The organism is Devosia sp. (assembly GCF_048261455.1).
GTDB lineage: Bacteria > Pseudomonadota > Alphaproteobacteria > Rhizobiales > Devosiaceae > Devosia_A.
This window is the reverse complement of sequence record NZ_JBLXGA010000010.1, coordinates 81,385-93,732: the sequence shown is the minus strand read 5'-3', so window position 1 is coordinate 93,732 and position 12,348 is coordinate 81,385. Positions and strand designations below refer to the sequence as shown.

Below are 12,348 nucleotides of genomic sequence, written 5' to 3'. Positions count from 1 at the left end.
TTACGGGGCATTTATGACTGACGTTCGTTTGACTACGCCGGGCGGCACCACGCTCGAAATCGGCACGTACCAGCCACTCACCTTCATCCTTGGCCCCTGCGTCATCGAAAGCCGCGACCATGCGTTGAAGACGGCAAGCACCATCGCCGAACTGGGCGCGAAGCGCGGGATCCCGCTCGTCTACAAATCCTCGTTCGACAAGGCCAACCGCACCAGCGGCCGCAGCTTTCGCGGCATCGGTATCGATGATGCGCTCGAGATTTTCGCTGCGGTGAAAGCCGAAACCGGTCTGCCCGTTACCACCGACGTGCATGAGCGCGAACATTGCGCCGCCGTCTCCGAGGTCGTCGACATCCTGCAAATTCCCGCTTTCCTCAGCCGGCAGACCGACCTGCTGCTCGCCGCCGCCGCGACCGGCCGGATCGTCAACGTCAAGAAGGGGCAGTTTCTCGCGCCGTGGGACATGCGCAATGTCGCCGACAAGCTCGATGACGCCGGCGCCACGGGCGTGCTGCTCACCGAGCGTGGCACCAGCTTCGGATACAATACGCTCGTCGTCGACATGCGCGGGCTGGCGATCATGGCCGAGACCGGCAAGCCGGTGATCTTCGACGCCACGCACTCGGTACAGCAGCCTGGCGGGCGCGGCGAATCCTCGGGTGGTCAGCGCGAATATGCGCCGGTTCTGGCGCGCGCGGCGGTGGCCGTGGGCATTGCCGGCGTCTTCATCGAGACCCACGAAGACCCCGATAATGCCCCGTCCGACGGGGCAAACATGATCCCGCTCAACCAACTTGACGGGCTGGTCGCGGAACTGATGGCGCTTGACGCCGTGGCTAAGGCAAGGAACCCGCAATGAGCGCACCGGCACCGTCGACCTATATCCGCTGGGTAGGCTATGCGATCCTGTTGTCGCTTTTCGTCCTCCCTGCTCTTGTTGGGCGGAATACATCGGTTACGCTGGCCATCGGCGCGTTACTGCTCCTGTTTTCTCCTTCGTCTCTGAAAACACTACGACAAGCCTCGCCCAATCCGGTCGACTGGATTTTTCTTGGCAGTTTCGTTGCGCTTGGTCTCGCATTCGCTCTGAGCTCCGAAGACCTCAACGACTTCAAGTATATCTTCAATTTTGCGCCCTACCTGCTCATGGTGCCGCTACGAAAACAGTTTGAGCGTCTGGCGCGGATGAACGCTGCTGAGACGGTGGCCTGGATGGCATTTGCGGGTACGGTTCTGTTCACCGCGGTGGCGCTGTTCGAGGTTTTTATCGAGGGCAGAACACGGGTCTACGGACCGATGAATTCCTTCCAGTTCGCTTATACAACGATGCTGCTGGGGTTCTTGTCACTGGCGGGACTATTCTCCGATCAGAGCAGTCGACGCTGGATTTTTCTGACAGGCCCGATGTTGGCAGTCTTTACAGTTATGATCAGCGGCACGCGGGGCGCACTGCTCGCAGCACCCGTCCTGACCATTCTGTCATTCGTGTTCGCGATGGTGACGATGCCGAAGCATCGCAAAGTCATTCTGTTCAGCGGCGTCGGTGCCGTGGCGCTGTTTGCCGTGCTGCTTTTTATAGCGATGCAACTCGGGCTCACCCGCTCAATATCCGGTCTCGATGTCCCGCGGCAGCTGCTTGCCGGGGAAAAACTCGATAAGTCGAGCTTTGAGAGACTTACGATGCTGCAAGGCGCTTGGGGCGCCTTTTGGGATTCTCCGATTTGGGGACACGGCTGGCGCGATATGGTGCCGGCGATTTTCCCGCATGTGCCCCCGGAGACCGTGGCGCGCATGAGCAGCTTCCGGCACCTGCACAACGGCTATGCCAACTTCGGCGTTGGCGCCGGCCTAATCGGAGTGATCTCATTCATACTGGTGCTGGCAGCCCCTGTGCTCGGTACTTTTTTCATGCCGCGCGATAGCCAGTTTCATGCTCGGCTGTTCCTCGCTTTGACGCTTGCCTTGGGTTTTGCCACGTTCGAGCTTACCTATATTCTGCTCGGGTTTGACTATCACGGCTTCCAGTTCGTCTTCATGACTGCCGTCATCCTTGGCTTCGTGCGCGACCCGGTGGCTCAATCGACAGGCTTCGGCACCCGAGAGGTCGGCTCGGACACCGCCCAGACCGCGTAATATTCCTTCTGCCCGCCACGAGGCAGGACACCCAACAGGCGCGACTGCGCAAAATAGCCGTCGGGCGGTCGAGGGTCCTCCAGGCCACCGACCTGATCGACCACAATCGCGGGGGTGCCGCCGGGATAGCGCTGCGCGGCGGGAATGTAGTCATAGCGCTTCCGCTCACCCAGACTGCGGACCGGTCGCGGATCGCCTGCGCTCTGCCCGTGAAAAAACATCTCCCCGGTGAGCCGATAGCTCCCGTCGATCCATATGGCTTTGGCCCCTGCGGAATCGGCGTAGGCGCGCACCTCGGCCGCCATCTCACCCCAGCCGCGCAGCATCCGGGTCCGATCCAGCACGCCCAGTTCGAAGGGGTGAAATATACCCTGAATGTAAACCAGGGTGATCAGCCCGGCGCCCAGCACGACATGCACAGCGACTGCAGCACGGCGCCACAAGCGCGCCAACAGCCCCGCAGCCGGCGCAGCCATCAAAGCGGCGGCGACCAGCGTCATCGGCGCTAGCAGCGGCTGCGGCCAATTGGCCTCGACCCGGGAATGGAGGCCATGCGCCAAAAAGTAGACCAGTGCCGGCGCGCTGGTCAGAACCGGCAGCGCCAGCATGGCGCCATACCGCCCTGCCCGGCCTAGCGCCCACCAGATGGCGCCAGCCGCCGAGATCACCAGCAGCGCGGGTCCGACGACGAGGAACTGGCCCGCCAGGAACTCGAACAGGTGCTTGCCGAAGACATCCTTGAAGGTGACGATGCGGACGCCCTGAAACAGGAAGGAGCGCCACTCGTTCTCGTAGTTCCACCACAGCACGGGTGAGAAGACGAGGATCGCCAGCGCGCCGCCGGCCCAGAGCTGCCAGGTCAGCAATTGCCGCCGCCCAACAGGCGTCGCCAGCAGATAGAGCACCAGCCCGACCCCGAGCCAGGCGTTGGTATATTTGCCGACCAGCCCGGCGCCCGCAAACAGCCCCACGGCCAGCCACCAGTTCGGTCGACCGCGGACCACCGCCTCTGTTGCGGCCCAGACCGACAGCATCCAGAACAGCATCGAGGGCGCGTCCGGCGTGGCGACAAATCCAGTAGCGGCCACCAGCGTCAGGCTGAACAGGATCACCGCAAGGCCCGGCGCCGCCGGAAAGGGCACCAGCAGTCGCGTCGTCCGATACAGCGCCAGCACGGTCAACACCGAGCCGACGAGCGACATCAGACGCACGCCGAGAAAGTTCACACCGGCCAGTGCCTCACCGGCCGCGATGAACAGCGCCACACCCGGCGGGTGATCGAGATAGCCCGGAGACGGCCAGGCCGCCCACATGGCGTAGTAGGCCTCATCGCCATCAAGGCCGATGCTGACCGCCATGACGCCGCGCGCCACCAGCGCCAGCACGGCCACGACCAGCGCCAAGAAATTCATGCGCCGACGCTGCTGCGCCGCCTCCATCGACTCGTCCGCCATGCCGGCTTGCCGCCCGATCTGTTCCACCGTAACCATGCGGCTTGCTTAGACCATGAATTGGGCAGAACCGGAATGACCCCTCCCGCCGCAGCGCCAAGACAAATCGTCAGCTTGTGGGTCGGCGGCGCGCTGGGTCCCATCGAACGGCTCAGCCTCTCTTCCTTTGTCGCAAATGGGCACCCCGTGGCGCTCTACACCTATGGCGAGGTGCGCGATGTGCCCGACGGCGTGGAACTCCGTGACGCGGAAACGATCGTCCCCAGAGCGCTAGCTGATGCACACCGTTATCCCAATGGCTCCTACGCGCTTGTCTCGAACTATTTTCGCTTCCTGTTGCAGCGCTTCGGCCTTGGGCTATGGGTGGATACAGACGTGGTGTGCCTGCGTCCGATCACACTTTCCGGTTTCGTTGCCGGCTGGGAGTCGGACGTTTTCGTCAATGGTGCTGTGCTTGGAATGGATAGCAGTGCACCCGCGCTGAATAGCCTCATCACCGCATACGAGGGCAATCGGCTGCCGGACTGGATTCCTTTTCACCGCGCGCCGCTTGCCTGGCTACAGAGGCAACTGGACCGACCGGTGCCTCCGTATCGACAACCGCACGGAACATATGGTCCGAAGGGCATCACGGCGACCTGTGAGCAATTTTCTCTCTTGCCATATGTGCAACCGACCGACGTCTTCTACCCGCTTCATCCGCGCAATGCAGAATCGCTCTACGCGCCCGGTGGATCGCTCGAAACGCTGGTCACCGAGAACACACTCACAGTGCACCTGTGGAACGAGAAACTGCACGATCTGAAGCGCACTACCCCGCCGCGCGAGTCTATCCTTGGCGCATTGCTCCAGCGCTATCAGATCTGAGCGAAACGCCCCATCTGCGGATCTTGCGCCAGCAGCGTCTCGAGATCCTCATCCATGAACGCCCGGGCTGCCTTGTTGCGTTCTGCGATTACCCGGTCGCGAGACGGGACTGGCAGTCCCCACCGCGCAATCACATCGAGCCAACGCCGATCCTCACCGGCGTGGCGCGCCATTGTTTCTAGATCTGTGAGCGCAATTCCCCGCTCGAGCCTCGCCAACCGCCGCGCGTAGCGGCTGTGCGGGTTGGCGGCGAGATCGTAGTTGGCGAAACCAAGGTCCGGCTTAAGATATTTGAGGTGCCAATATGTGAACGAGTGAAACTTTCGTCGGAGTTGGGATCGCAATACCTCGAAGCGCCGATCCTTGACGAAATAGGTGTCTGGCCGCACAGGGAAAATCCAGTGATCGCCATTCCCTGCAAACGGCTCGTGCGCCACGATGCCGATCTGGCCATTGGCGCCACGCGCCAGGTTCAGCCCCGAAAAGCACGCCATTTCATTTTGCGCAGCGCGCCCGGCGCGGACATCGGCCACCAGCCGCGCCGTGGCGGCACCCATAGCCACATGATCGTCATCGAGCTTGGTGGTGTGAGAGAACCGCGTCCGGCTCAGCGCGAAATTATAGTAGTTCACCAGGCTCTGCGGCGCATCCGCCGGCGTTGCCTTGTGACCGTCGCTGCCGGGCGGAAAGACCTCGGGCAGATAGTGGAACACTCTCAGCCTGGGCCCGTACTCGCCGGCCAGCCGCGCCAGAATCTCCGGCGTTTCGTCGGTCGAACGGTTGTGCACCGCGACGATCTCGTCGAAATGCTCGATATGGCTGCGAACTGCCGCTTCCAGCGCATAGGCGCCGTTGCGGATGCGCATGAAGGCGCTGATGCCGGGCCGCCGCGTCGCGACGGCGAGATCCGCCGGCGTGAAGCGATAGGTTTCGACGACGGTCGCGGCAGGGGTTTCGGGCAGGGCCGGATCTCCGGGCTTCGGTTTGACTTCGATCCGGCTGACGGCTAGCAGTGGCGCTTCCCCGAATGCGACCCGAGGGCCGCCTGTTTCGTGCGCACGCCGGTCCCCTCCCATAGCCTGCCAGCCGACGCGGTCAAAGCCCCCGATGGGCTAAGGCTGGCGCTTATCATCACGCTTGTGGCGACGCTGGGACGGCTTGCTGTCGCGGCCACCCTGCCGGTCGGGGTCGATGAGGCCTATTCCATCGGCATCGCCCGGCAGATTTCGCTGAGCTACTATGATCACCCGCCGCTGCATCTGTGGCTGGTCGGCCTGTGGGCCAGGCTCACCGGCAGCGAAGACCTCTTCGTCCTGCGCCTGCCCTTCGTGGCGCTTTCCGCCGTCTCCAGCCTGCTGCTGTTCGCGCTGGGGCGACAGCTGTTCAGCGCTGCCGCGGGCGTTTGGGCGGCGGCCTTGTTCAACGTCACCCTCATCTTCGGTGTCGCGCATGGCACGCTCATCCTGCCCGACGGGCCGCTGCTCGCCTCGGCGCTCGGCGCCGCTTTTGTCGTGTCGCGCATCCTTTATGCGCCACGGCCCGGCGAACAATTGGGCAATTGGGCTCTCGCCGGACTGCTTGCAGGGTTGGCACTGCTCTCCAAGTACCATGGCGTGCTGCTGATCGCGGGGCTGTTCATCTTTCTCGTCACCACGCCGCACAGGCGGCTGTTGCTGCGTCCCGGCCCATGGCTCGCTGCCGCCATCGCGCTCGTGCTGCTGTTGCCCGTACTGGTGTGGAACCTGCAGCATGACTGGGCCTCGTTCCGCTTCCAGTCGGGCCGCGGTGGCTGGGGCGGCGAGATGCGCCCCTTCGGCGTCGTCGAATCGCTGTTCTTCCAGTCGATCTATCTGCTGCCGTGGATCGCGCTCGGCATGGCGATCGTCCTCATCTGGGCGCTGGTGCGCGGCCCGTGGCGCGAGCGGCGCTGGTATCTTGCCTGTCTCGCCATCCTTCCCATCGCCATCTTCACCGGCCTGACGCTGTTTCAGCGGGGGCTGCCGCATTGGCAGATGCCGGGGTGGGTCTTCGTGCTGCCGCTGCTCGGCGAGGCCCTGTCACGGCTGCCGCGCCTTCTGCGCTGGCTTGCGGCGGCCATCGCCGTCGCCAACGGCCTGCTGCTCGGCGGGCTGGCGACGGTCACCACGCTGCAGGCCCGTACCGGCCAGTTCGATGATACCGTGACCAGCCTTTTCCGCAGCGACCCGACCACATCGCTGATGCCATGGGACGGGCTCAGGGACGTGCTGGCCGCGCAGGATTTGCCCCAGAACGAGAGAACGTTCATCGCGACATTCAACTGGATCCGCGCGGCCCAGCTCAACCGGCTGTTCGGCAAGGACATCCCGGTGCTGTGTCTATGCGGCGATGCCCGGCACTTCCGCTATCTCAACCCGCCGGCCGACTTCGCCGGCTGGACCGGCATCCTGATCGATTCCCCGGGTGCCATCGACGATGACGCGCGCCAGTTGAAGCGGTTCCGCGCGCTCGACCCCGCGGTCGACGCCAATCTCGTCAAGAACGGCCGGGTGGTGACCTCGCTCAAGCTGCGGGTCGGCCACGATTTCCAGCCTCAGGGCTGAGCCGCATCCTCGAGCAGCCGCCGCGCTCTGCGGGACAGCCTGTCGACCGGCTTGAAGCGCGGGTGCATCCATAGCCAGGATTTCGGGTTGGCGCGCACCTCGGCCTCGACAAAACGGTTCATCTCGGCCGTCATCGCCAGAATGTCCCGCGCCTCGTTGCCACTGTCTGGCGGCAGGATCGGCGGGTAGAAGACCAGCCGGAAATGCGTGCCGTCTCCCTCGCGCCGCAGTGCGCCGGGCAGCAGCGTCACATCATGCGACAGCGCCAGCGTAGCCGGGGTGTGGGTCGTCATCGCGTCCTGGCCAAACAACGGCGCGGGAATGCCCTCGGCCAGGTGCTGGTCGACGAACATCGCGACGTTCCCGCCGTCCTTGAGCCACTGCACCATCTGGCGGGTCCCCTCAGGGCCCTTGTCGAACAGCTTGCCGAGCCCCGTCTCAGCCCGGCGGCGCTCAAAATAGTCGCCAATCGCCTTGTTGTTGGGCTTGCGGGCCACGGCCGCGATGTGGATGCCGACATGGTGCAGCGCTGCAAGACCCAGCTCGAAATTGCCGAAATGGCCGGTGGTGAACAACAGCGGTTTGCCCAACCGTTGCGCCGCCTCGAGATGCTCCAGACCTTCGGTGGTGAAGCGCGCTTTGCCCGCGTCGCTCATGAAGAACTCGAGATGCTCGAGTTCGCCCAGCGTCTGGCCGATGTTTTCAGCCATGCCGTCGATCAATGCGGTGGCGCCGGCGCGATCGAGATCTGGGAATGCGGTGGCGATGGTCGCATAGGTGCGCTTGCCGCGCAGCAGCGGCGCCAGGAGCTTTCGCCCGAACCAGCCGCCCCGCTGCGAGGCGCGGTCGGGGTCCATGCGCTTGAACAGGCCCAGCAACCCGAAGAACACGGCAGCTTCGACCCGGCGGCTAACCCGCTTGCGGAATGGCGCCTTGCGCCCGCGATCAGTCCGACTCACTTGGCGTTGACGACGTAGCGCTCATAGGCGTCATGGGCCGCGTCGGCATTGGCATAGGGCTCCTGCCGGTCGACACTCCAATAGGTCAGCTCATCGATGGGGATGGCTGCACCGGTCACCGCGCAGCGCACGAAGGTCCCCGGCTTGAGCACGACATAGTCGGCATCGAGATAGCGAAGCTGCGCCTCTGTCGGGGTGAAACTCTTGTCGAAGATATTCATGTGCCTCGGCGTCCTGCCAGTGCTGACCGATCCCGCAGATATAGGAGAGTTCGCGGTCGATTGAAACCATCGTCCCTGTCGCCAGTCTGAACGCGCGGGTCGCGCCGGGTTCAGCTTGGTGCCGCTATCCAGGTGCCAACGCGTCGCCCGATCGGGGCGGCCAAAGTCAAACCGGGGGCTCCCAAATGCTGCATTCCATCGTCCGTTCAGCCATCATCGGTGCCAGCCTGCTGGCCACTGCCGGCGCCGCCAGCGCCATCGAAACCTTAAACCTCGGCGGCTCCGCCAAGGGCGACCCCAGCGTTGTCTGGTATCAGTTCGCCGGTCAGGATGTTGTCGCGGCTTTCGTGCGCGGCACGGACGGCTTCATGTACGCCCAGGTCGGCGACAGCCAGGGCGACAACTGGACCGGCTGGGCCCGGATCGGGAACCAGGCGATCGCCAGTTCCCCGGCCTGCACGGCCTCGGGCCCGCACCGCATCGATTGCGTGGCGGTCGGCAGCGGCAACAACGTCTTCCACGTGCGCTACGATGCGCAGGCGCACAGTTGGAGCGACTGGAGCAATATCGGTGGCTACGCCACCGGCGCGCCGGGCATCACCAGCACGCTCGAGGCCGGCGAGCGCATGCTCAGTGTCTTTGTCTCCGGTCCCGCCAACAGTCTCTTCCGCAAGAGCCTCGAGGCCGGCAGCTGGACCGACTGGATCGATCTCGACCTGACCGTTACAGGCGACGTCGCCTGTTCCGATCTCATGGGCAGCGCCGCCTTCTGCTACGACACCGGCTCGGGCAGCGCCGTGCAGATGGGCGATCTGACCCATGTCAGCGGCAGTGACGTGATCGTCGCCAATCTGGGCGGCGCCATCAAGGGCAAGGCCTCGGCGGCGCCCGCCGGCGGCCTGTCGCAGATGCTGCACATTTTCGTCCGCGGCCCGGGTAACACGCTGTGGGTCAAGACCTGGGACGGCGCGGCCTTTTCGAACTGGCGTGACCTCGGCGCTGGCCTCGGCTCCGCCCCGGGCTGCGATGCCCAGGTCGAGTTCGGCGACATATGGTGCGCCAGCGTCAAGCCCAATGGCACCGTCGAGATGATCCTCGTCTCGATCGACGAGCTGTGAGCCGGCGCTAGAACAGGCTTTCCTGGCCGGTGTCGTCAGCGGCACGCGGCCGGGACTTTTTCTTCGGCGCCGGCGGCGCGTCGCCGGCGATCATCGCGCCGACCTCGCCATCGGAGAGCGCGATGGTCACCGCGTCGCCGGGCTTCACCTGCCCGGTCTGGCGGACCAGCCGGCCCTCGACATCGGTCACCACGGCAAAGCCGCGCGCCAGGATGTTCTTGTAGCTGACCGAATTCAGCAGGCTCGCCGCCGAGCCAAGCCGCTGGCGGCGCTGATCGATGATCCGCGCCATCGCCGGCACCAGCCGCGCCGCTGCCGGATCGAGCCGATTATGCGCATGGCGGATTTCACTGCGCAACGCCTGCGGCGACAGCCGGCCCAGCACCGCCTGCAGCGCGCTGCGGCGGCGTTCGGCAATGCGGCTGATCGCGGCGCTGCTGCGAAAGGCGGTGTTGTCGAGCCGGGTGCGCGCGTCGCTTGCCCGTCGCGCCACCAGCGCCGGCGTCAACTGCGCCGCAGAGCGGCCGAATTCGATGCGCTTTTTCTGTCCGGCATGGCGCAGGGCGGTTTCGAGCCCGGTCGCCGCCCGGTCGAGCCGCTGCTGCGCCGTCGCGAGCAGGTCGGCCGGGCGCGGCAGGCCTGCGGCCCCGGCCCGCAGCCGGTCGCGCAGGTTGAGCGCCGCGCGCCGGGTCGCCTGGCGCTGGCGGCTGCCCAGTTCGTCGACATAGGCGATGAGATCGGCCCGCACCGGCACCGCAGCTTCCGCGGCCGCCGTCGGCGTCGGCGCCCTGTGGTCGGAGGAATAGTCGACCAGCGTCGTGTCGGTCTCGTGCCCCACGGCGGTGATGATCGGGATGGCGCTCGCCGCCACCGCCCGCACCACGATTTCCTCGTTGAAGCCCCAGAGGTCCTCGATCGAGCCGCCCCCGCGCGCGACGATCAACAGGTCCGGGCGCGGCATGGCTCCATCCGGCGGCAGTGCGTTGAAGCCCTCGATGGCGGCGGTGACCTCCGAAGCAGAAGTGTCGCCCTGCACCCGCACCGGCCAGACCATCACATGCGAGGGGAAGCGGTCGGCGAGCCGGTGCAGGATATCGCGGATCACCGCACCGGTCGGCGAAGTGATGACGCCGATAACGCGCGGCAGATAGGGCAGCGCCCGCTTGCGGTCGGTGTCGAACAGCCCCTCGGCGGCGAGCTTTTTCCGCCGGTCTTCGAGCAGTGCCATCAGCGCCCCGGCGCCGGCCGGTTCGATCTGCTCGATCACCAGCTGATATTTCGAGGCGCGCGGGAAGGTCGTCAGCCGGCCGCTGGCGATGACCTCCAGCCCCTCCTCGGGCTTGAAAGCGAGGCGCGGCCAGGTCCCGCGCCACACCACGGCGTCGATGCCGGCGTTTTCGTCCTTGAGGGTGAAATAGGCGTGCCCCGAGGAATGCTGCCCGCGAAAGCCGGAGATTTCGCCGCGCACACGCACATGGCCGAACTCGTCCTCGACCGAGCGTTTCACGGCCTGGGCGATCTCGGAAACGGTGAATTCGGCGGCGTTGGTCAGCGGTGGGGCCATGGGCCAGAGGTGCGGGAAACCGGTCGCGCCGTCAAGGGTGGCCCGGCCTCTGGCCCCATGCTAGACGGAGCCGAAACCCGCCGCTTGGCTCGGCGGATGGGGCGCACGAAGTTCGGCGGAGAAAAGATGCGGGTTTTGGTGGTTGGGTCCGGCGGTCGCGAACATGCTTTGGCCTGGGCCATCGCCAGATCACCGCTGTGCGACACGCTGTTTGTCGCCCCCGGCAATGGTGGCACGGCGCCGATCACCGAAAACGTCGTGCTCGACATCACCGATAATGCTGCCGTCGTTTCGTTCGCGGAGGAAAAGTCCGTCGATCTCGTCGTCATCGGCGCTGATGCACAGGCGGTTGCCGGTCTCGGCGACGCCGTCCGCGCGGCCGGGCTCCTCTGCTTCGGGCCGTCGATGGCCGCGGCACAGCTCGAAGGCTCGAAGGGGTTCACCAAGGAACTCTGTGATGAGGCCGGCATCCCCACGGCCGCCTATGCGCAGTTCGATGCGCTCGAGCCAGCGCTCGATTACCTCCGCAGCCAGGGCGCCCCGATCGTCGTCAAGGCCGATGGCCTCGCCGCCGGCAAGGGCGTCACCGTGGCCGCCACGCTGGACGCAGCCGAGGCCGCGGTCCGCGACTGCTTTGCCGGCGCGTTCGGCGCTTCGGGCTCCCGCGTCGTCATCGAGGAATGCCTCGAGGGCGAAGAGGCCAGCATCTTTGCCGTCAGCGATGGCACCCGCTACGTCCTGCTCCCCAGCGCGCAGGATCACAAGCGCGTCGGCGATGGCGACACCGGCCCCAATACCGGCGGCATGGGCGCCTATTCCCCGGCCCCGGTGATGACGCCCGAACTGACCGCACGGGTCGATGCCGAAATCATCGCGCCCACCATCCGCACGATGGCGGCGCGCGGCACGCCGTTCACCGGGGTGCTGTTCGCCGGTATCATGATCACCGATAGCGGTCCCAAGCTGATCGAACACAATGTCCGCTTCGGCGATCCCGAATGCCAGGTGCTGATGCTGCGCCTGCGCTCCGACATACTGGAGCTGCTGCTTGCCTCGGCGCGGGGCGATCTGACGGGCATGACGCCCGAGTTCGATCCGCGCCCTGCCCTGACCGTGGTGATGGCGGCCGAGGGCTACCCCGCCAATCCGAAAAAGGGCAGCGAGATTTTTGGGGCCGAAGGGCTCGATAGCGACGATCTGATGGTCTTTCATGCCGGCACGGTGCGGCGCGACGGCCAGCTGATCGCCAATGGCGGGCGGGTACTCAATGTCACCGCTCTGGGTGACACGGTGGCCGAGGCGCAGGCCCGGGCCTATGCCGCCGTCGACAGAATCGATTGGACAGAAGGCTTTTGTCGGCGTGATATCGGCTGGCGCGCAGTGGTAAGGGAACGCCAACCACACCGCTGAACCAGTTATCAACAGCGGCGGGCCTAGAACGGTCCCACGATGA

The 12,348-nt window shown here is 65.4% G+C and carries 11 protein-coding genes; 6 read left to right on the top strand and 5 right to left on the bottom strand.

What is annotated here, in order from left to right:
- Positions 1-13: 13 nt before the first annotated feature.
- Both kdsA and ACN0TK_RS12095 read left to right on the top strand, forming a co-directional pair.
- Complete coding sequence (gene kdsA, locus ACN0TK_RS12100) at positions 14-859, top strand: 3-deoxy-8-phosphooctulonate synthase (protein WP_417309759.1); 846 nt, start codon at positions 14-16, stop codon at positions 857-859.
- Complete coding sequence (locus tag ACN0TK_RS12095) at positions 856-2,133, top strand: O-antigen ligase family protein (protein ID WP_417309758.1); 1,278 nt, start codon at positions 856-858, stop codon at positions 2,131-2,133. Before kdsA ends, ACN0TK_RS12095 begins: the two co-directional genes overlap by 4 nt.
- Here ACN0TK_RS12095 and ACN0TK_RS12090 read toward each other — a convergent pair.
- Positions 2,076-3,623, bottom strand: a complete 1,548-nt coding sequence (locus ACN0TK_RS12090; RefSeq protein WP_417309757.1) for a glycosyltransferase family 39 protein — start codon at positions 3,621-3,623, stop codon at positions 2,076-2,078. The two genes, ACN0TK_RS12095 and ACN0TK_RS12090, sit on opposite strands and share 58 nt — an antisense overlap.
- A gap of 36 nt (positions 3,624-3,659) precedes the next feature.
- On the opposite strand from ACN0TK_RS12090, the gene ACN0TK_RS12085 reads away from it, so the two are divergent.
- Positions 3,660-4,451 carry a hypothetical protein gene (locus tag ACN0TK_RS12085; RefSeq protein WP_417309756.1) on the top strand — a complete coding sequence of 264 codons (792 nt, stop codon included), beginning with the start codon at positions 3,660-3,662 and terminating at the stop codon, positions 4,449-4,451.
- Here ACN0TK_RS12085 and ACN0TK_RS12080 read toward each other — a convergent pair.
- A complete protein-coding gene (locus tag ACN0TK_RS12080) occupies positions 4,442-5,527 on the bottom strand; it encodes a hypothetical protein (protein WP_417309754.1) in 1,086 nt (361 codons plus the stop codon). The genes ACN0TK_RS12085 and ACN0TK_RS12080 overlap by 10 nt on opposite strands.
- Between ACN0TK_RS12080 and ACN0TK_RS12075 the strand changes: the two genes are divergently transcribed.
- Complete coding sequence (locus ACN0TK_RS12075) at positions 5,504-7,033, top strand: ArnT family glycosyltransferase (protein ID WP_417309753.1); 1,530 nt, start codon at positions 5,504-5,506, stop codon at positions 7,031-7,033. The genes ACN0TK_RS12080 and ACN0TK_RS12075 overlap by 24 nt on opposite strands.
- Here ACN0TK_RS12075 and ACN0TK_RS12070 read toward each other — a convergent pair.
- Both ACN0TK_RS12070 and ACN0TK_RS12065 read right to left on the bottom strand, forming a co-directional pair.
- On the bottom strand, positions 7,024-7,992 hold the full coding sequence (locus ACN0TK_RS12070) for a lysophospholipid acyltransferase family protein (protein WP_417309752.1): 969 nt from the start codon (positions 7,990-7,992) through the stop codon (positions 7,024-7,026). The two genes, ACN0TK_RS12075 and ACN0TK_RS12070, sit on opposite strands and share 10 nt — an antisense overlap.
- Positions 7,989-8,213 (bottom strand): DUF2093 domain-containing protein, encoded by a 225-nt coding sequence (locus ACN0TK_RS12065; protein ID WP_417309751.1) that lies wholly within the window; start codon positions 8,211-8,213, stop codon positions 7,989-7,991. Before ACN0TK_RS12065 ends, ACN0TK_RS12070 begins: the two co-directional genes overlap by 4 nt.
- Positions 8,214-8,398: 185 nt before the next feature.
- Here ACN0TK_RS12065 and ACN0TK_RS12060 point away from each other — a divergent pair, with 185 nt between their 5' ends.
- Positions 8,399-9,331, top strand: coding sequence for a hypothetical protein (locus tag ACN0TK_RS12060; protein ID WP_417309750.1), 933 nt, complete (start codon positions 8,399-8,401; stop codon positions 9,329-9,331).
- A 7-nt stretch (positions 9,332-9,338) separates the two neighbouring features.
- Here the strand turns inward: ACN0TK_RS12060 and xseA are convergent, their stop codons facing one another.
- A complete protein-coding gene (gene xseA / locus ACN0TK_RS12055) occupies positions 9,339-10,895 on the bottom strand; it encodes an exodeoxyribonuclease VII large subunit (RefSeq protein ID WP_417309749.1) in 1,557 nt (518 codons plus the stop codon).
- 126 nt (positions 10,896-11,021) lie between these two features.
- On the opposite strand from xseA, the gene purD reads away from it, so the two are divergent.
- On the top strand, positions 11,022-12,305 hold the full coding sequence (purD, locus tag ACN0TK_RS12050) for a phosphoribosylamine--glycine ligase (protein ID WP_417309748.1): 1,284 nt from the start codon (positions 11,022-11,024) through the stop codon (positions 12,303-12,305).
- The last annotated feature ends 43 nt before the right edge of the window (positions 12,306-12,348 follow it).

Coding starts and splice junctions, on each gene's coding strand:
- kdsA (WP_417309759.1), top strand. CDS start 14: ATGACTGACGTTCGTTTGACTACGCCGGGCGGCACCACGCTCGAAATC.
- ACN0TK_RS12095 (WP_417309758.1), top strand. CDS start 856: ATGAGCGCACCGGCACCGTCGACCTATATCCGCTGGGTAGGCTATGCG.
- ACN0TK_RS12090 (WP_417309757.1), bottom strand. CDS start 3,623: ATGGTTACGGTGGAACAGATCGGGCGGCAAGCCGGCATGGCGGACGAG.
- ACN0TK_RS12085 (WP_417309756.1), top strand. CDS start 3,660: ATGACCCCTCCCGCCGCAGCGCCAAGACAAATCGTCAGCTTGTGGGTC.
- ACN0TK_RS12080 (WP_417309754.1), bottom strand. CDS start 5,527: ATGGGAGGGGACCGGCGTGCGCACGAAACAGGCGGCCCTCGGGTCGCA.
- ACN0TK_RS12065 (WP_417309751.1), bottom strand. CDS start 8,213: ATGAATATCTTCGACAAGAGTTTCACCCCGACAGAGGCGCAGCTTCGC.
- ACN0TK_RS12060 (WP_417309750.1), top strand. CDS start 8,399: ATGCTGCATTCCATCGTCCGTTCAGCCATCATCGGTGCCAGCCTGCTG.
- xseA (WP_417309749.1), bottom strand. CDS start 10,895: ATGGCCCCACCGCTGACCAACGCCGCCGAATTCACCGTTTCCGAGATC.
- purD (WP_417309748.1), top strand. CDS start 11,022: ATGCGGGTTTTGGTGGTTGGGTCCGGCGGTCGCGAACATGCTTTGGCC.